The sequence below is a fragment of the Streptomyces malachitofuscus genome, assembly GCF_055571035.1.
On sequence record NZ_JBVIGA010000010.1, the window covers coordinates 175038 to 193188 of the forward strand.

Annotated in this window: 18 protein-coding genes; 7 read left to right on the forward strand and 11 right to left on the reverse strand. The window is 72.4% G+C overall.

Annotated elements, in window-relative coordinates; translation table 11 throughout:
- Positions 1 to 51: 51 nt before the first annotated feature.
- Together ACZ44S_RS16910 and ACZ44S_RS16915 are read left to right on the forward strand one after the other, a co-directional pair.
- Positions 52 to 762 carry a DsbA family oxidoreductase gene (locus tag ACZ44S_RS16910; RefSeq protein ID WP_466929538.1) on the forward strand — a complete coding sequence of 237 codons (711 nt, stop codon included), beginning with the start codon at positions 52 to 54 and terminating at the stop codon, positions 760 to 762.
- Between the two features lie 116 nt (positions 763 to 878).
- Positions 879 to 1931 (forward strand): aminotransferase class V-fold PLP-dependent enzyme, encoded by a 1053-nt coding sequence (locus ACZ44S_RS16915; RefSeq protein WP_466929541.1) that lies wholly within the window; start codon positions 879 to 881, stop codon positions 1929 to 1931.
- 262 nt (positions 1932 to 2193) lie between these two features.
- On the opposite strand, the gene thpD is transcribed toward ACZ44S_RS16915, so the two are convergent.
- From thpD to ACZ44S_RS16940, 5 genes are all read right to left on the reverse strand, one after another.
- A complete protein-coding gene (gene thpD, locus ACZ44S_RS16920) occupies positions 2194 to 3090 on the reverse strand; it encodes an ectoine hydroxylase (protein ID WP_466929544.1) in 897 nt (298 codons plus the stop codon).
- 6 nt (positions 3091 to 3096) lie between these two features.
- Positions 3097 to 3495 (reverse strand): ectoine synthase, encoded by a 399-nt coding sequence (locus ACZ44S_RS16925; RefSeq protein ID WP_190161834.1) that lies wholly within the window; start codon positions 3493 to 3495, stop codon positions 3097 to 3099.
- A gap of 35 nt (positions 3496 to 3530) precedes the next feature.
- Positions 3531 to 4802 (reverse strand): diaminobutyrate--2-oxoglutarate transaminase, encoded by a 1272-nt coding sequence (ectB, locus tag ACZ44S_RS16930; RefSeq protein ID WP_466929546.1) that lies wholly within the window; start codon positions 4800 to 4802, stop codon positions 3531 to 3533.
- A gap of 77 nt (positions 4803 to 4879) precedes the next feature.
- Positions 4880 to 5386: a diaminobutyrate acetyltransferase gene (gene ectA, locus ACZ44S_RS16935; RefSeq protein ID WP_190161832.1), complete on the reverse strand. Its 507-nt coding sequence runs from the start codon at positions 5384 to 5386 to the stop codon at positions 4880 to 4882.
- A 354-nt stretch (positions 5387 to 5740) separates the two neighbouring features.
- Positions 5741 to 6841, reverse strand: coding sequence for a pyridoxal-phosphate-dependent aminotransferase family protein (locus ACZ44S_RS16940; protein WP_466929548.1), 1101 nt, complete (start codon positions 6839 to 6841; stop codon positions 5741 to 5743).
- Between the two features lie 181 nt (positions 6842 to 7022).
- Between ACZ44S_RS16940 and ACZ44S_RS16945 the strand changes: the two genes are divergently transcribed.
- The 5 genes from ACZ44S_RS16945 to ACZ44S_RS16965 all read left to right on the forward strand — a co-directional run bounded on the left by ACZ44S_RS16945 (position 7023) and on the right by ACZ44S_RS16965 (position 11709).
- The gene (locus tag ACZ44S_RS16945; protein WP_466929550.1) at positions 7023 to 7874 is read left to right on the forward strand and encodes an ABC transporter substrate-binding protein; all 852 of its coding nucleotides are present in this window, start codon (positions 7023 to 7025) and stop codon (positions 7872 to 7874) included.
- A 4-nt stretch (positions 7875 to 7878) separates the two neighbouring features.
- Positions 7879 to 8715, forward strand: a complete 837-nt coding sequence (locus ACZ44S_RS16950; protein WP_466929552.1) for an amino acid ABC transporter permease — start codon at positions 7879 to 7881, stop codon at positions 8713 to 8715.
- Positions 8712 to 9503 (forward strand): amino acid ABC transporter ATP-binding protein, encoded by a 792-nt coding sequence (locus tag ACZ44S_RS16955; protein ID WP_466929553.1) that lies wholly within the window; start codon positions 8712 to 8714, stop codon positions 9501 to 9503. The genes ACZ44S_RS16950 and ACZ44S_RS16955 overlap by 4 nt, the downstream gene beginning before the upstream one ends.
- A gap of 21 nt (positions 9504 to 9524) precedes the next feature.
- The gene (locus ACZ44S_RS16960; protein ID WP_466929556.1) at positions 9525 to 10616 is read left to right on the forward strand and encodes an amidohydrolase family protein; all 1092 of its coding nucleotides are present in this window, start codon (positions 9525 to 9527) and stop codon (positions 10614 to 10616) included.
- A gap of 178 nt (positions 10617 to 10794) precedes the next feature.
- Positions 10795 to 11709, forward strand: coding sequence for an SCO1860 family LAETG-anchored protein (locus tag ACZ44S_RS16965; RefSeq protein ID WP_466929558.1), 915 nt, complete (start codon positions 10795 to 10797; stop codon positions 11707 to 11709).
- Positions 11710 to 11825: 116 nt separating this feature from the next.
- Here ACZ44S_RS16965 and cobC read toward each other — a convergent pair whose 3' ends face one another.
- Genes cobC through cobM form a run of 6 tightly spaced genes read right to left on the reverse strand, consistent with a single transcriptional unit; the run spans position 11826 to position 18107 of the window.
- Positions 11826 to 12893 (reverse strand): Rv2231c family pyridoxal phosphate-dependent protein CobC, encoded by a 1068-nt coding sequence (gene cobC / locus ACZ44S_RS16970; protein ID WP_466929559.1) that lies wholly within the window; start codon positions 12891 to 12893, stop codon positions 11826 to 11828.
- Entirely contained in the window at positions 12883 to 13797 is a 915-nt protein-coding gene (locus tag ACZ44S_RS16975; RefSeq protein ID WP_466929562.1) for a sirohydrochlorin chelatase, read from the reverse strand. Before ACZ44S_RS16975 ends, cobC begins: the two co-directional genes overlap by 11 nt.
- Positions 13794 to 14381: a precorrin-8X methylmutase gene (locus ACZ44S_RS16980; RefSeq protein WP_466929564.1), complete on the reverse strand. Its 588-nt coding sequence runs from the start codon at positions 14379 to 14381 to the stop codon at positions 13794 to 13796. The genes ACZ44S_RS16975 and ACZ44S_RS16980 overlap by 4 nt, the downstream gene beginning before the upstream one ends.
- Positions 14378 to 16060, reverse strand: a complete 1683-nt coding sequence (cobJ, locus tag ACZ44S_RS16985; RefSeq protein WP_466929566.1) for a precorrin-3B C(17)-methyltransferase — start codon at positions 16058 to 16060, stop codon at positions 14378 to 14380. Before cobJ ends, ACZ44S_RS16980 begins: the two co-directional genes overlap by 4 nt.
- On the reverse strand, positions 16057 to 17292 hold the full coding sequence (gene cbiE / locus ACZ44S_RS16990; protein WP_466929569.1) for a precorrin-6y C5,15-methyltransferase (decarboxylating) subunit CbiE: 1236 nt from the start codon (positions 17290 to 17292) through the stop codon (positions 16057 to 16059). The genes cobJ and cbiE overlap by 4 nt, the downstream gene beginning before the upstream one ends.
- A complete protein-coding gene (gene cobM, locus ACZ44S_RS16995) occupies positions 17289 to 18107 on the reverse strand; it encodes a precorrin-4 C(11)-methyltransferase (protein ID WP_466929570.1) in 819 nt (272 codons plus the stop codon). Before cobM ends, cbiE begins: the two co-directional genes overlap by 4 nt.
- Positions 18108 to 18151 lie beyond the last annotated feature (44 nt).

Sequence of the window (18151 nt, forward strand, 5' to 3'; positions counted from 1 at the left end):
CAGTTACGGAGGAAGTCTCCGCACCCGTACGACCCTGGAGAGAACCGACTCATGCGCGTCGAGATCTGGAGCGACATCGCCTGCCCCTGGTGCTATGTCGGAAAGGCCCGTTTCGAGAAGGCGCTGGCCTCCTTCCCGCACCGTGAGCAGGTCGAGGTGGTGCACCGTTCCTTCGAGCTGGACCCGGGGCGGGCCAAGGACGACGTCCAACAGGTGATCCCCATGCTCGTCAAGAAGTACGGGATGAGCGAGGCGCAGGCCGAGGCCGCCCAGGACAACCTGAGCGCCCAGGCCGCCGCGGAGGGTCTGCCCTTCGGCGCCGGGGGCCGGGACAGCGGCAACACCTTCGACATGCACCGTCTGCTGCACTTCGCCCGCGGGCAGGGCCGCCAGACGGAACTGCTCGACCTGCTGTACCAGGCGAACTTCGCCGAGGAGCGGTCCGTCTTCAACGACGACGAACGACTCGTCGGGCTGGCCGTCGAGGCCGGCCTCGACGCGGACGCCGTGCGCAAGGTCCTGGCCGACCCCGAGGCGTACGCCGAGGAGGTCCGCGCGGACGAGCGCGAGGCCGCGCAGCTCGGTGCGCGAGGCGTGCCGTTCTTCGTGCTCGACCGCACGTACGGCGTCTCCGGCGCCCAGCCCGCCGAGGTCTTCGCGCAGGCGCTGAACCAGGCCTGGGGCGACCGCCCGCCGCTGCAGATGGCCGGCGGCGACGCGGAGGCCTGTGGCCCGGACGGATGCCCGGTGCCCCAGCAGTAGGCGGAACCCCGCAGCGGCTGAAGGCGCAGGTCGGCGCGTATGCATAAGGATTCCTTTGTGATACCGCGCAGAATTCGGCAATGGACGGGGAGGTCCCGGGGCCGCAGAGTGGTTCCATGGAGACCTTCGAGAGCCTCGTCCGTGCCGAGTTCACCCCGGAGAACACCTATCTGAACACCGCGAGCAACGCCCTCCTGCCGGCCCGCACCGTGGCGGCGCTCCAGGACGCCGTGCGGATCCGCGCGGAGGGCCGTTCGCTGGACCCGCTGTTCGCCGACGTCGAGGCCTGCCGTGCCGCCTACGCCCGGCTGGCCGGAGTCCCGGCCGGGCGGGTGGCGGCCGGGGCGACGGTCGCCCTGCACACCGCGCTGATCGCGGCCTCGCTGCCGCCGGGCGCCGAAGTCCTCACCGCGGAGGGCGACTTCACCTCCGTGCTGAACCCCTTCCACGCCCGCGGCGACCTCAAGGTGCGGGCGGTGCCGCTGGAGCGGCTCGCCGACTCCGTGCGGCCCGGCACCGCGCTGGTCGCGGTCAGCGCCGCACAGTCCGCCGACGGCCGGATCGCCGACCTGGCCGCGCTGAGCGAGGCGGCCCGCGCCCACGGGGCGCGCACCTACATCGACTTCTCCCAGGCGGCCGGCTGGCTCCCGGTGACGGCCGACGCGTACGACTACAGCGTCACCATCACCTTCAAGTGGCTGCTCGGCCCGCACGGTGCGGCCTTCCTCGTCGTGCCCGAGGACTTCGGCGATCTGACGCCGGTGCAGGCGGGCTGGGTCGCCGGGGAGAACCCGTGGGACAGCTGCTACGGCCCCGTCACCGAACTCGCCCGCTCCGCGCGGCGGTTCGACTCCAGCCCCGCCCTGTTCGACTACGCGGGGCTGCGGGCCTCCCTCGGACTGGTCGAGGAGCTCGGCGTGGACGCCATCCGTGCCCACGACCTGGCCCTCGCCGACCGGTTCCGCGCCGGGCTCGCGTCCCTCGGGCACCGGCCCGTGCCCGCACCCGGTTCACCGATCGTGTCCGTGCCCGGCCTCGGCCGGCTCCAGCCCGAGCTGGCCGAGGCCGGGATCCAGGTGTCGAACCGCGCGGGCAATCTCCGGGCGTCCTTCCACCTGTACAACACGCCCGACGACGTGGACCGGCTGCTGGACGCGCTGTCCCGCTGACCGGCGCCGGGCACACGGCAGCGGGCCGGCGCCTCCTTGTCCCACACGAGGAGGCCCGGCCCGCAGTCTGTTGGTGCGCCTACCGCACCGGAGTGACGTCCCTCACCGGACGGGGGTGAAGTCCCGCGCCCCGATGCTGTGCCGTCCGGGGGGCGACCCCCGGGCCCCCGGCCGGGGTCGGTTCACCGGACGGGGGTGAAGTCCCGCGCCCCGATGCTGTGCCGTCCGGGGGGCGACCCCCGGGCCCCCGGCCGGGGTCGGTTCACCGGACGGGAGTGAAGTCCCGCGCCCCGATGAACTCCGGCCGCCGGATCGGCGCCGCGAACGGCTCGACCGCCGCGTTCTCGACACTGTTGAACACGATGAACACGTTGCTGCGCGGGAACGGCGTGATGTTGTCCCCGGAGCCGTGCATGGCGTTGCAGTCGAACCAGGTCGCCGAGCCGGCCTTGCCGGTGAACAGCTTGATGCCGTACTCCGACGCCATCTTCGTCAGCGCCTCGTCGGACGGCGTCCCCGCGTCCTGCATCTGCAGGGACTTCTTGTAGTTGTCCTTCGGCGTGGCCCCCGCGCACCCGAGGAACGTCTTGTGCGACCCCGGCATGATCATGAGACCGCCGTTGGTGTCGTAGTTCTCGGTGAGCGCGATCGAGACCGAGATGGTGCGCATGTTCGGCAGGCCGTCCTCGGCGTGCCAGGTCTCGAAGTCCGAGTGCCAGTAGAAGCCGCTCGCGCCGAAGCCCGGCTTGACGTTGATCCGCGACTGGTGGACGTAGACGTCGGAGCCGAGGATCTGCCGGGCCCGCCCGACGACCCGCTCGTCGCGCACCAGCTTCGCGAACACCTCGCTGATCTTGTGCACTTCGAAGACGGACCGGATCTCCTTGGACTTCGGCTCCACGATCGAGCGCTCGTCCGCACGGATCTCCGGGGCGGTGGTCAGCCGCTCGAGCTCGCGCTGGTACTCGCCGACCTCGTCCGGACCGATGAGCTGGTCGATGGCGAGGAAGCCGTCGCGGTCCAGGGCCTGCAGGTCAGCGGCCGAGACGGGGCCGGGGGTGTCCGGGGAGCCCCAGACGACCGGGTCCTGCCGGGGAGTGGCCACCTCGGTGGCGCCGCGGGTGGGGTAGAGATCGGTGACGTTCGTGGTCGTGGTCACGGTGACTCACACCTCCTCGGTGAGCAGCGGGTAGACGCCGTTCTCGTCGTGGTCCTCCCGTCCGGTGACGGGCGGGTTGAAGACACAGATGCAGTGGAAGTCCTCCTTGACCTTGAGCGTGTGCCGCTCGTGGCCGTTGAGGAGGTACATGGTCCCGGGCGTGATGGTGTACGTCTTCCCGGTCTCGCGGTCGGTCAGTTCGGCCTCGCCCTTGGTGCAGACGACGGCCTCGATGTGGTTCGCGTACCACATCGACGTCTCCGTACCCGCGTACAGAATCGTCTCGTGCAGGGAGAAGCCGACCTTCTCCTTGGCGAGGACGATGCGCTTGCTCTCCCACGTGCCGGACGCGGATTTCACGTGCCGGTCGGTGCCTTCGATCTCCTTGAACGAACGGACGATCACGGTGTTGCGATGCCTCCTCGGCTCGGATGTGTGTTTCAGGCGGTCTCGCGGACGGCGCGGGCGAGGGTCCGCAGGCCCTCGTCCAGCTCGTCCGGGGTGATGGTCAGCGCGGGGAGCAGCTTGACGACCTCGCTCTCGGGGCCGGACGTCTCGATCAGCAGCCCGAGTTCGAAGGCGCGCTTGGCGATGCGGCCGGCGCGGTCCTTGTCGTGGAACTCCATGCCCCACACCAGGCCCCGGCCGCGGTACTCCTTCACGGCGGCGAGGTTCTCCTCGGTGATGGCGATCATCGCCTGCTCGACCTGCTCACCGCGCGAGCGGGTCTGCTTCTCCATCGCGGACCCGTCGGCCCAGTAGGCCTCCAGTGCCGCGGTGGCCGTGACGAAGGCGGGGTTGTTGCCGCGGAAGGTGCCGTTGTGCTCGCCCGGCTCCCAGACGTCCAGTTCGGGCTTGAACAGCGTCAGCGCCATCGGCAGTCCGTAGCCGCTGATCGACTTGGACACGGTGACGATGTCGGGCGTGATGCCGGCCTCCTCGAAGGAGAAGAAGGCACCGGTGCGGCCGCAGCCCATCTGGATGTCGTCGACGATGAGCAGCATGTCCTGGCGTTCGCACAGCTCGGCCAGGGCGCGCAGCCACTCGGGCCGGGCGACGTTGATGCCGCCCTCGCCCTGGACGGTCTCGACGATCACGGCGGCGGGCTTGTTGAGGCCCGAGCCCTGGTCCTCCAGGAGCCGCTCGAACCACAGGAAGTCCGGGACCTGGCCGTCGAAGTAGTTGTCGAACGGCATGGGCGTGCCGTGCACCAGCGGGATGCCGGCGCCGGCCCGCTTGAAGGCGTTGCCGGTCACGGCGAGCGAGCCCAGCGACATGCCGTGGAAGGCGTTGGTGAACGACACGATCGCCTCGCGCCCCTTCACCTTCCGCGCCAGCTTCAGCGCGGACTCCACGGCGTTGGTGCCCGTCGGGCCCGGGAACATGACCTTGTACGGCAGGTCACGGGGGCGGAGGATGTAGTTCTGGAAGGACTCCAGGAACGCGCGCTTGGCCGTCGTCGACATGTCGAGGCCGTGGGTGACGCCGTCGCGCTCCAGGTAGTCGATGAGCGCGCGTTTCAGCACGGGGTTGTTGTGCCCGTAGTTGAGTGAGCCCGCTCCGGCGAAGAAGTCGAGGTACTCGTGGCCGTCCTCGTCGTACATGCGGCTGCCGTGCGCACGGTCGAAGACGGCGGGCCAGCCGCGGCAGTAGCTTCGCACCTCGGACTCGAGGGTCTCGAAGACGCTGAGATCGGGCTGGGTGATGGTCACGACGAATCGCTCCTCGGTGGCGTGGGAGGTCAGAGGGAGTCGGAAGATCAGGGGTGCGGGCCGTGCGGGCCGGCGGCTCAGAGCGCGAACGGTCCGATGCGGTACAGGACCTCGGGGTCGTGCGGCCCGTCGGGGAACTGTCCGGCGTCGAACAGCACCTCGCGCTCCAGCAGGGCGCCGTGGCGCTCCGCGAACGCGGTGAACAGTCGCTCGGACGCGGTGTTGCCCGGCGTGATGGTGGTCTCCACGGTGTCCACGCCGTGCTCCGCGGCGGTCCGGGCGGCCAGACCGTCGAGCAGGGCGGCGGCGAGGCCGCGGCCGCGGTACGACGCGTCGACCGCGACCTGCCAGACGAGCAGGGTGCGCGGGCTGTCCGGTCGCAGATATCCGCTGACGAAGCCGATCGGCTCTCCGCGCTCGTCGCGAGCGACGGCCGAGGTGGCGGCGAAGTCGCGGCACCACAGCAGATAGCTGTACGACGAGTTCAGGTCGAGAACCTTCGAGTCCCTGGCTATCCGCCACAGCACGGCTCCGTCCGCCACGGTGGGGCGGTCGATTTGCAGGTCTGCTTGTGCGGCAGTCATGCGAATTGAACTTACCGAGGTAAATTCAAAATTGCATCGTCTGTCGGGGTTCCGTACGAGCTTGATCTGTGTTATCACGCGGGCGGGCGGGTCCGCGCGAAAACTGGCCTATATGCACCATTTCTGCCGGTACATAAGGCGCAAAAGGGGCGTGGTGTGGAACCGGTCACAAGTGTGTAACTCCGGTGACTCCCCGCTTCCCCTTCTCGAAATCGTGGCGTTTAGGGCCGAGGAAAGCGGGCAGAAGAAGACGGGAAGCTGCTCCGCAAGGTAATCGAGAAATAAGGGAAAGAATGGCGCCGCAGAATGTGTGCGACGGATTCCGATAATCGCTCGGAATTCCAGGACGGGCGATCAGCCCCAGGCCGCTTCCACGGCCCGCAGGGCACCCGCCGTATCCACGTCGAGCCCGTGCTCGCCGAGCGCCGCTCCCAGCGCCGTCAGGCTCGACCGCACCACGCCCGGCGTCGCCTCGGGGCCGTAGTGGTTGACGCGGATCATCTCCTTGGCGAGCGCACCCCCGCCCGCGGCCAGCGGAACGGCGGGGTCGGCGGCCAGCGCGCGGGCCACCAGGTCCGCGGCCACCGTGCCGGCCGGTGCCCGCAGCGTCGTGGCGACCGGTGCGGCCTCCGCCGCGTCGTGGACGTACGGCGTGAGACCCCCGCCCAGTGCCAGGGCGCCCGCCCGCGTCGCCGCCGCGGCCGACGCGTGCCGGGCCATCACGACGTCCGGGCCGACCGCCTCGATGCGCTCCACGCACGCCTGGAGCGCCAGCATCTCCAACTGGGCCGGCGCGTGCAGCAGCGTCGTGCGGCCGCCGTCGATCCAGCGCTCCTTCCAGTCCAGCAGGGAGAGGTAGGAGCGGCGCGGTGCCCGCGGGTTCGCCGCCATCCGCGCCCACGCGCGCTCGCTCACCGACACCGCCGACACCCCGGCCGGGCCGCCCATCGCCTTCTGGGCGCCGATCACGCACAGGTCCACGCCCCATGCGTCCGGCAGCACCGGCTCCGCGCCGATCGAGGCCACCGCGTCCAAATAGAAGAGCGCCCCGTGCTCCCGCACCACCTCGCCGATCTCCGCGACCGGGTTGGTGTTCCCGGTGGCCGCCTCCGCGTGCACCAGGGACACGAAGTCGATCTCCGGGTGCGCCGCGAACGCGGCCCTGACCTGCTCGGCCGTCACCGCCGTGTGGAAGGGCACCGTCAGATCGACCACGGTGGCGCCGCAGTCCCGCAGCCAGTCGCCGAAGGTCTGTCCGTAGGGGCCGGTGATGACGTTCAGCGCGGTCGTGCCGGGACCGGCGGTCGCGCGGATCGCGCCCTCCAGCGGCAGCAGTGCCTCGCCCTGCATGATCACGACGTCCTGCCGGGTGTTCAGCAGCCGTGCCACCCGGTCCTCGATCGAGGCGAAGTGCGCGGCGCTCAGCGGGGGCAGACCGAGGAGAAGATGGGTCACGGCGGGGCTCTCTCTGCTTCGCGACAGCGCGGGTACGACGCAGTCGAGGGTAAACCGTCGCCCGCGGGGAAGCGGACCGCAGGGTTCTTAGGCCGTACCGCCCCGCTGCCATCGGTTTGGTTTGAGGACCTCAAACCTCTCCTTATAATCGGAACCCACAGTTCCCTGACAGGAGGCCCCCGTGAAGACGCTCCTCGGCCGCCGGACCCGCGTTCTGGCCGCCACCACCGCGACGGCCGGGCTGGTGCTCCTGACCGCCTGCACCTCCAGCGACGACGGAGGCAGCGGTTCCACGACCGCCGCCGGCGGGATCGAGCTCGTCAAGGCGGGGCAGCTCACCACCTGCACCCACCTTCCGTACCCGCCCTTCCAGTCGGAGATCGACGGCAAGGTCCAGGGCTTCGACGTGGCGCTGATCGACCTGGTCGCCGACGACCTCGAGGTGAAGCAGCAGATCCTCGACACGCCCTTCGAGAACTTCAAGACCGGCGCCTTCCTCAACTCCGGCGAGTGCGACCTGGCCGCGGCCGGGATGACCATCACCGAGGAGCGGAAGAAGAACGTCGACTTCTCCGACCCGTACTTCAACGCCACCCAGGCCGTCCTCGTCGACAAGGACAGCGGCGTCACCTCCCTCGCCGACGTGAAGTCCAAGAACGTCAAGCTCGGCGCGCAGGCGCAGACCACCGGCGAGGACTACGTCAAGGGCGAGGGCTTCGACCCGGTCTCCTTCGAGTCCTCCGACGCCGTCCTCAACGGCCTGCGCACCGGCCAGGTCAAGGCCGTCGTCATCGACTACCCCGTCGTCCAGGGCTGGCTGAAGGACCAGGCCAACGCGGACGCCTTCCAGGTCGCCGAGCAGATCGACACCGGCGAGCAGTACGGCTTCACGGTGAAGAAGGGCAACACGGCCCTGCGCGAGGCCGTGAACAAGGCACTCGCGGACGCCAAGGCCGACGGCACGTACAAGAAGCTCTACGAGCAGTGGATCGGCCCGTACGACGAGTCCGCCGCCTCGCCGGCGGCATCCTGATTCCATGACCGACACGGAGAAGCAGCAACTCCAGCCGAAGAAGAAGGGCCTGACCCGGCGCCAGAAGCGCAGCCTGTCGCGCGGCATCCAGTACGCCGTGTTCGTCGCGGCCGTGATCGCCTTCGCGGTCGCGGCCGACTGGGACCGGCTGCAGAACCAGTTCGCGCAGGCCGACATCGCCGAGCGGATGTTCCCCGACGTCATCACGCTGGCGCTGAAGAACACCGTCCTCTACACGGTCACCGGCTTCGCCGTCGGGCTCGCCCTCGGCATGCTGATCGCGCTGATGCGGCTGTCGTCCGTCGGGCCCTACCGCTGGCTCGCCGGGATCTACATCGAGATCTTCCGGGGCCTGCCCGCGCTGCTGATCTTCATCTTCATCGGCGTCGCCGTGCCGCTCGCCTTCCCGGGCACGGAGATCATCGGCGGCACCTACGGCAAGGTCGCCCTCGCGCTCGGCCTGGTGGCCGCCGCGTACATGGCGGAGACGATCAGGGCCGGCATCCAGGCGGTGCCCAAGGGGCAGATGGAGGCCGCCCGGTCCCTGGGCTTCTCGCCCGCCCGGGCCATGGTCTCCATCATCATCCCGCAGGCCTTCCGGATCATCCTCCCGCCGCTCACCAACGAACTCGTCCTGCTCTTCAAGGACTCCTCGCTGGTCCTCTTCCTCGGCGTCACCCTGGAGGAGCGCGAACTGTCCAAGTACGGCCGCGACCTGGCCAGCCAGACCGCCAACTCCACCCCGATCCTGGTGGCCGGACTGTGCTACCTGCTGATCACCATCCCGCTCGGCTTCGTCGTGCGCCGGATGGAGGCCAAGGCCCAGGAGGCCGTGAAATGAGCCGACCGGAGATCCGCGTCAGCGGTCTGCACAAGTCCTTCGGCGACAACGAGGTGCTGCGCGGCATCGACCTGGAGATCGGCCAGGGCGAGGTCGTCTGCGTCATCGGCCCGTCCGGCTCGGGCAAGTCGACCCTGCTGCGGTGCGTGAACCTCCTGGAGGAACCCACCAAGGGCCAGGTCTTCGTCGGCGGTACGGAACTCACCGACCCGGACGTCGACATCGATGCCGTACGCCGCCGCATCGGCATGGTCTTCCAGCAGTTCAACCTGTTCCCGCACCTCACGGTCACCGAGAACCTGACGCTGCCGCAGCGCCGGGTGCTGCGCCGGGTGAAGGCGGAGGCCGCACGGGTCGCCGCCGAGAACCTGCGGCGCGTCGGCCTCGCCGAGAAGGCGGACGCCTACCCGTCCTCCCTCTCCGGCGGCCAGCAGCAGCGCGTCGCCATCGCCCGCGCGCTGGCCATGGGCCCCGAGGTGATGCTGTTCGACGAGCCGACCTCGGCGCTCGACCCCGAGCTGGTCGGCGACGTCCTCGCGGTGATGCGGATGCTCGCGAACGAGGGCATGACGATGATGGTCGTCACCCACGAGATGACCTTCGCCCGCGAGGTCGCCGACCGGGTCGTCTTCATGGACGGCGGAGTGATCGTCGAGGACGGCCCTCCCGACCGGGTCATCGGCGACCCGCGGCACGAACGCACCCGCCACTTCCTCTCCCGCCTCCTGGACCCCGCCATGGCGGACGTGGAGGAGGAGACCTCGGACCAGGTGGGCAAGCCCGAGTAGCGTCTTATTAGGGTGCCGGGTATGAGTGAACGCGCGGTGCTGCACGTGAAGGGGCGGATCCTCGTCGGCCCGGACGAGGTCCGCGACGAGCTGTGGGTCGTCGACGGCCGGATCTCCTACGACCGCCCGGCCGGCGCCCGCGACGTGCGCACCGTCGAGGGATGGGTGCTGCCCGGCCTCGTCGACGCCCACTGCCACGTGGGCCTCGACCGGCACGGCGCGGTCCCCGAGGACGTCGCCGAGAAGCAGGCGCTCACCGACCGCGACGCCGGCGCGCTCCTGCTGCGCGACGCGGGCTCGCCCTCCGACACCCGGTGGATCGACGACCGCGACGACCTGCCGAAAATCATCCGGGCCGGCCGGCACATCGCCCGCACCCGCCGCTACATCCGGAACTACGCCTGGGAGGTCGAGCCCGACGACCTCGTCGCGTACGTCGCCCAGGAGGCCCGGCGCGGCGACGGCTGGGTGAAGCTGGTCGGCGACTGGATCGACCGCGACCTGGGCGACCTGTCCGCCTGCTGGCCGCGCGGCGCCGTCGAGGCGGCGATCGCCGAGGCGCACCGGCTGGGCGCCCGCGTCACCGCGCACTGCTTCGCCGAGGACTCCCTGCGGGACCTGGTCGAGGCCGGCATCGACTGCGTCGAGCACGCGACGGGCCTGACCGACGACACCATCCCGCTCTTCGCCGAGCGGGGCGTGGCGATCGTCCCCACCCTCGTCAACATCGCCACCTTCCCCGCGCTCGCCGACGGCGGCGAGTCGAAGTTCCCGCGCTGGTCGGCCCATATGCGCCGGCTCCACGAACGCCGCTACGACACCGTGCGCTCCGCCTACGACGCCGGCATCCCCGTCTTCGTCGGCACGGACGCCGGCGGGACGCTCCCGCACGGTCTCGCCGCCGACGAGGTCGCGGAACTGGCCAAGGCCGGCATCCCTCCCGTCGAGGCCCTGGCCGCCGGCACCTGGGCGGCCCGGAAGTGGCTCGGCCGACCCGGCCTGGAGGAGGGCGCCCCGGCGGACCTGGTGGTCTACGGCGCCGACCCGCGCGCGGACGTCCGCGTGCTCACGGATCCGCGCCGGGTGGTGTTGAACGGGCGCGTCATCGGGTAGGAGCGCCCGCCCGGCGGGACACACGCGGGTGACGGCGGGGAACAGCCGTGCCCCATGATTCGAACGCATCCGCCAAGCCGCCTCGAAGGAGTGAAGAGTCGGCGGATCGCTGACGGTCTGCCGTGCACGCGGACATTCTTTCCGGGTCCCAGTCATGTCTCATGGGGGTCCCACCGCCTTGAACAGCATCAACTTCCGTATGCCCGCACGTCGTTGGGCAATCGTCGCCGTGGCCACCGCTCTCGCCGCGGGGCCCGCCGCCGTGGCCGGTACCGGCTCCGCGTACGCCACCGAGGAGCGGGGCAGCGCGAGCGCCGCCGTGCTGCGCACCGGGCTCGACGTCTCCCTGCTCAACAAGACCGTCCACGCCCCGCTCTCCGTCTCCCTCAACGAGGTGCGGGCACCGCAGAGCGCGCGGAGGACGGCCCTCACCGCCAGCCTGGACGGCGTCGACGGCGGCAGGCCGTTCAGCGTGCTGCGGGCGGAGGTGGCCGACGCGAAAGCGACGGTCGACGGCGACCGTGCGGAGGCGTCCACCACCCTCGCCAAGGCCCGGCTCCATGTCCCCGGGCTGCCGCTGCTGTCGGTCGTCGAGCTCGAGACGGTCGGCTCGAAGGCCGTCTGCGAGGCGGGGAGGGCGCCGCACGCCTCGGTGACGCTGCCGGCCTCGGCGACGGTCCTCGGCAAGCGGGTCTCGCTGACCTCCGGTGGTCCCACCGAGGTGGAGGTGCCGGGGGTCGGGTCGGTCCGGCTGGACCTGTCGAAGACGTCGACGACCTCGACGACGGCCGCGGCGACGGCACTGCGACTCGACGTGTCCGTCGATCCGTTGAAGCTCAATGTCGCCGAGGTGGAGGGCACCGTCACGCTGGCGGAGGCGAAGTGTGAGATCCCTGCCGTCGAGGTCGCCGCCGAGGATTCTGCCGACGTCCGGCCGCAGGGGGCGAGGGCGGAGGCGGCGGAGCCCGAGGAGGCGAACCTCGCCGAGACGGGCGGGAACTCTCTGACGCCGTACATCGCGGGCGCTGCGGTCGCCCTGCTGGCGGCGGGCGGGGGAGCGGTCGCCCTGGCCCGCCGGGGGCGCGCCAACTGAGGCATCCCCGCTTCTCAAACGCCGGAGCGGCTGGAATCAGCCCTCCGGCGTTTGAGGAGCGGGGGTCCGGGGGCAGCGCCCCCGGGTCGGGAACGGGAAGGGGCGGCGGGGGCGATTCAAACCCGCCCCAGCGACCTGCCCAGCGCGTCCAGGAACCCGTCCGTCGTCCCCCGGTCCCGCACCGCCACGCGCAGCCAGTTCTCGTCGAGGCCCGGGAACGTGTCGCCTCGGCGGGTTGCGTAGCCGAGGGTGCGCAACCGCTGCCGCACGCCCCTCGCGGCCGGGACGCGTACCAGGACGAAAGGGGCCTCCGCCGGTTCCATCACCCGTAGGCCGTGGGACGTGAAGTCCCGCAGGCCTGCGATCAGGTGGGCGCGGTGCGTCGCGACGACGCGGGCCGCCTCCTCCGCCTCCGCGAGCGCCGCAGGCGACACGCACGCCTCCGCCGCCGCCAGCGCCGGTGTGGAGACCGGCCACAGCGGCTGGGCGCGCTCCAGTTCCGCGACGGTCTCCGGGGCGGCCAGGACGTAGCCGATCCGCAGCCCCGCCAGCCCCCACGTCTTGGTCAGGCTGCGCAGGACGACGAGACCGGGGACGTCCGTACGACCGGCCAGCGCCTCGCGCTCGTCCGGCACCGCGTCCATGAACGCCTCGTCCACCACCAGCGTCCGCCCGGGACGGGCCAGCCGGGTGACGTCGCCGGCCGGGTGAAGCACCGACGTCGGGTTCGTCGGGTTGCCGATCACCACCAGGTCCGCGTCCTCGGGCACCGCCGCCGGGTCCAGCCGGAAACCCTCCGCCTCCCGCAGCAGCACCCGTTCCACCGTGTGCCCGGCGTCCCGCAGCGCCGCCTCCGGCTCGGTGAACTGCGGATGCACCACCACCGGTCGCGACACCTTGAGCGCCCGCGCCAGCAGCACGAACGCCTCCGCCGCGCCCGCCGTCAGCAGCACCCGCTCCACGGGCAGCCCGTGCCGCGCCGCCACCGCCGCCCGCGCGGCCCGCCCGTCCGGGTAGGAGGCGAGCCCCGCCAGCGACGCCGCGACGCGCTCCCGCAGCCACGCCGGGGGCGTGTCCGCGCGGACGTTCACCGCGAGGTCGACCAGCGCGACGCCGTCGTCACGGACCTCGGCGTCCCCGTGGTGCCGCAGATCGTGCCCGCCGGCCGTCGGCTCAGTGCGCATGGGAGTGCGCGTGGCCGTGCCCGTGGTGATGCCCGTGATGGTGACCGTCGTCGTCCGGATGGAAGTGCGGCTGCTGCGCGAGCCCCACCTTGTCCTCGAAGCCCGGCAGCGCGATCCGGTACACGCACGAGTCGCAGTTCATCCGGAGATCCCCCTTCACGGCCTCCTCGTACCGCTCCCACACCAGATCCAGCAGCTCCGGCTCCGGGCCGATCACGTCCGCCGACCGCACCCGCGTCTCCGGGTGCGCCGCCGCCCACTCCTCCGTCTGCCGCCGCACCCGGTCCGGCAGGATCCCGGTGAACAGGAAGTACGGCAGGACCACGACCCTGCGAGCCCCCAGCCGTGCGCAGCGGTCCAGCCCGCCCGGCACGTCCGGCGCCGCAAGCGACACGAACGCCGTCTCCACGCCCGCGTAACCGCGCCCCTCCCACAGCAGCCGCGCCGCCTTGAACACCTCGGCGTTGGCGTCCGGGTCCGTCGACCCGCGTCCCACCAGCAGCACGGTCACCTCGGCGGGATCCCAGGACGGGTCGACCGCCTCCGCCAGCCGCCGCTCGAGCACGCTCAGCAGCGCGGGGTGGGGGCCCAGCGGACGACCGTAGGTGTACGAGATCCCCGGGTGGCGTTCCTTCTCGCGGGCCAGCGCCGCCGGGATGTCCCCCTTGGCGTGCCCGGCGGACACCAGCATCAGAGGTACGGCGGCGAACCGCCGCACCCCCCGCTCGACCAGCTCGCCGACGGCCTCGCCCAGCGGCGGCGGGGAGAGCTCGATGAAGCCTCCGGCGACGGGCAGTTCGGGATGGCGGCGCCCCAGCTCCCGCACGAAGTCGCGGAACGCCTCCGCTCCGGCGTCGTCCCGGGTGCCGTGTCCGGCGATGAGCAGGGCGGGCGGGGTGGTCACAGGGTCTCCTCGGCTGAAATCGGTTGGTACAGCAGGGCGTTGAGTGCGGCCGCGGCGACCGCGGACCCGCCCTTCTCGGACACGTTGCTCACGGCGGGCAGTCCGCTCTCCCGCAGTGCGGCCTTGGACTCGGCGGCGCCGACGAAGCCGACCGGCAGACCGACGACGAGGGCGGGGGAGGCGTCCAGGGCCAGCAGCTCCTCCAGGGCGGTCGGCGCACAGCCGATCACCCACAGCGCGCCCGGACCGACCTCCTCGTACGCCAGCCGCACGGCGTGCGCCGAACGCGTGAGCCCCGGACCGGCGACGGCGTCCTTGAGCCGGCACACGGTCTCCCGGCGGGTGATCCCCGCCGCGACCATCTCCACGTCCACCACGACCGGCGCACCGGCGTGCAGCGCGGCATGGGCCCGCACCAGCTCCGCCTCGTCCATGACGAGGTCGGAGGCGTACTCCAGGTCGGCGGCGGAGTGGATGACCCGCTCCACCACCGCCCGGGTCAGCGGCGGGAAGTGCGACGTGTCCAGGCGGGCGCGCAGCCGCCGGAAGGACTCCTGCTCGATGGGGTGCACCACGCGGTTCACCGGGCCTCCTCCTGCCAGCGGTAGCCACGCGGGGTGACCATGCGTCCCGCGATCTCCCGGGTCGCCGTGTTGCCCACGGTCACGACCGTCATCATGTCGACCGTCGCCGGATCGAGCGCGGCCAGTGTGGTCAGCCGGCTCGACTCGTCCGCGCGGGACGCGTTGCGCACGACCCCGACCGGCGTCGCCGGCGCCCGGTGCTCGGCGAGGATGCCGAGGGCCTTCGGCAACTGCCAGTCACGGCCCCGGCTGCGCGGGTTGTAGAACGTCACCACGATGTCGGCCTCGGCCGCCGCCCGCACCCGCCGCTCGATGACCTCCCACGGCGTGTGCAGGTCGGACAGGCTGATCGACACGTGGTCGTGGCCCAGCGGCGCCCCGAGGACCGCCCCGGCCGCCAGCGCCGCCGTCACACCGGGCACCCCGACCACGTCGATGTCGTCCGACGCCTCCGCGAGCGCCGGGGACGCCATGGCGTACACGCCCGCGTCCCCGCTGCCGATCAGCGCGACCGCCCGGCCGCGCCGGGCCTGTGCGACGGCCGTACGGGCCCGCTCCTCCTCCGCCCCGAGGCCCGACTCCAGCACCCGCGTGCCGGGCCGCAGCAGATCGCGGATCTGGTCGACGTACTGGTCGAGGCCGACCAGGACGGAGGCGCGGCGCAGTTCGGCCTTCGCCCGCGGGGTGAGCAGATCCCGGGCACCCGGCCCCAGCCCCACCACCGCCAGCCGCCCCCGCCCCGGACGCCGTACCACCGCACAGGTCGCCATCGCGGGACGTGCCGCCGACTTCCGTTTGGGCACGAGGAGTTCACCCCCGCGCACCAGCGCGGCGGCCTCCGCGACCGACGGGGTGCCGACGGCGGCCAGCGGGGCGTCGGACGGGTTGGGCACGTCGACCCGCGCCAACTCCTCGGCGCCGTACGTCACCAGGGGCACCCCGAGGCGCCGGGCCGCCTCCACGATGCCCTCCTCCCCGGCCTTGGCGTCCACGGTGGCAAGCTCGGCCAGTGACGCCGCCGACAGCCCGGCCCCGCGCAGCGCGTCCTCGACCAGGCCGAGCACCTCCTCCACGGGAGCACCCTTCGACGCGCCGACGCCGACGACGAGGGTGGGCGGCCGCAGCACGGCCTCCCGCTCGCCCGGCTCGACCAGCCGGTCCGTGACCCGGATCGTGTACGACCCCTCGTCCGCGACCGGCAGCGGCGGCAGCGGCCAGGTCACCTCGGGGTGCAGCGCGACCGCCTCCCCGTCCAGCAGGGCCCGCGACACGGCGGCGACGTTCCCCTCCACCGGCAGACCGACGGTGTCCAGACCCGGCAGGCCGGCCGCGTCGGTCGCCGTCGTCACCACCGGCTCCGCGCCCAGCACCTCGCCGACCGCGCGGGCGAGGTCGTTGGCCCCGCCGCCGTGCCCGCCCAGCAGCGACACCGCGAACCGTCCGCCCTCGTCGACACAGACCACGCCCGGATCGCTCGCCTTGCCGGCCAGCAGCGGCGCCACCAACCGCACCACGGCCCCCGTGGCGAGGAAGCACACGAGCTGCTCGCACTCGGCGAACGCGGCCCGCACGGCGTCGGGTACGGGACCCTCGTACACCCGCGTACGGTCCGGCCACGCGGCGGCCAGCCGGTCCCGCGCCGCTGCTCCCGCCGCGGTGGCGGAGATGAGGCCGATCACTGGTCGACTCCTTCGCTACGGCCGTGGGGCCGGACGCCCCACAGCAGGAAAACGGGATTGGCCGCCGCGAGCCGGGTCACGTCCCCGGGCAGCGGCGCCAGCCGCGACGACTGCAACAGCACGCCGTCGCAGCCGAACCCGGCGCCGGCGAGCGCCTCGCGCACGGCCGGCACCCGGTCGAGGGCGGCCAGCGCGACCACCACCGTCCGCCGGGCCCGCCGCGCGCACGCCGTGACGACGGCCGGCAGCTCCCGCCCGCCCCCGCCGACGAACACCGCGTCGGGATCGCCCTCCAGACCGGCCAGCGCCTGAGGCGCCGTCCCGTGCACCACCCGCACGTCGACCCCGTGCGCGGCGGCGTTGGCACGGACGCGCTCCACCCCGTCCGGGGTCTTCTCCACGGCGGTGACGGCGGCACCGAGCCGGGCGCACTCCACGGCGACGGACCCCGAGCCCGCGCCGACGTCCCACACCAGCTCACCGGGGCGCGGCCCCAGCCGGGCCAGCGCCAGCGCACGCACCTCGAACTTGGTGATCATGGAGTCGCGGTGTGCGAACTCCGTCTCCGCCAGCGCCCATCCGGCGGCCCCGTCCGGCAGTCCCGCGACCGTACGCACCGGCCCCAGCGCCCGCGCCTCGTCCAGACACAGCACCACGTTCACCGCCGTGCCCCAGTCCCGGGCGGCGGCCTCGGCGGGTGTCACCCGCTCCACCCGCTCCTGCGCGCTGCCGAGCGCCGAGGCGACGACCAGCACCCGCGCGTGGTCCCGCAGCGCCGCCCCCAGCTCGGCCGGGCCGGCCCCCGGACCGGTCAGCACGGCCACCTTCGGCCGGGCCCGGCACAGGTGCACCGCCGTCCGCGGGTCCCTGCCGTGCGCGCTGACCACCACGGCGTCGTCCCACGGCAGCCCCACCCGCGCGAACGCGGCGGCCACCGACGGAACCCCGGGCCGCACGTCGAGCCGCTCCGGCCCGAACCGCTCGGCCAGCGCCCGGACGATTCCGAAGAACCCGGGGTCGCCCGACGCCAGCACCACGACCGGCCGCTCCTCGGCGACGTACTTCTCCACGGTGTCGAGCGCGGGCGCCAGCGGCCCGAGCACGACCCGCTCGGCCCCCTCGGGCAGCCGCACGGCGTCCAGATGCCGCCGCCCGCCGACCACCAGCTCGGCCCCGGCCGCCACGTCGGCGCCGGCCGGCGCCCCGGCCCCCATCCCGACGACGGTGATCACGTGCTCGCACCCCGCGAACGCAACTCCCGGCGTGCCTGAGGATCGGCCTTGCGGAATCCGTGGAAGTGACCCGGGTGGTACAGGTGCGAGCGGGTGCCGTGCGCGTCGAGCGCCGGGCCGACCAGGAACAGCGTGTGCTTCCACAGCTTGTGCTCCTTGACCGTCTCCTCCAGCGTGCCGATCGTGCACTTCACGACCAGCTCCTCCGGCCAGGTCGCCTGATACGCGACGACGACCGGCGTGCCCGTCGGATAACCGCCCTCCAGCAGCTCCCGCACCAGCTGCCCGCTGCGGGCGGCCGACAGGAAGACCGCCATGGTGGTGCCGTGCCGCGCGAACTCGCGGACCTCCTCGCCGGGCGGCATCGGCGTCTTGCCGCCGCCGAGCCGGGTCAGCACGACCGACTGCGCCACCTCGGGAATGGTCAGCTCGCGCCGGGCGAGCGCCGCGACGGCCGAGAAGGACGACACCCCGGGCACGACCTCGGTCGCGATGCCGAGCTCCGCGCACCGGTCGAGCTGCTCCTGCGTCCCGCCCCACAGCGCGGGGTCCCCGGAGTGGATGCGGGCGACCTTCAGCCCCTCCTCCCGGGCCCTGCGGTAGACGGCCACTACGTCCTCCAGGGACATCGTCGCCGAGTCGAGGATCTCCGCCTCCTCCCGGGCGTGCTGGAGGACCTCCTCCTGCACCAGGCTGGCGGCCCAGATGACGACGTCGGCGTCGGCGATGGCGCGGGCGGCGCGGAACGTCAGCAGATCGGCGGCGCCGGGGCCGGCCCCGACGAAGGTCACCTTGCCGGTGGGGGCGTCGGCCATGGGAACGGTTCCTCTCCTGCGAGTGGTCGAAGACGGTGGGTGGT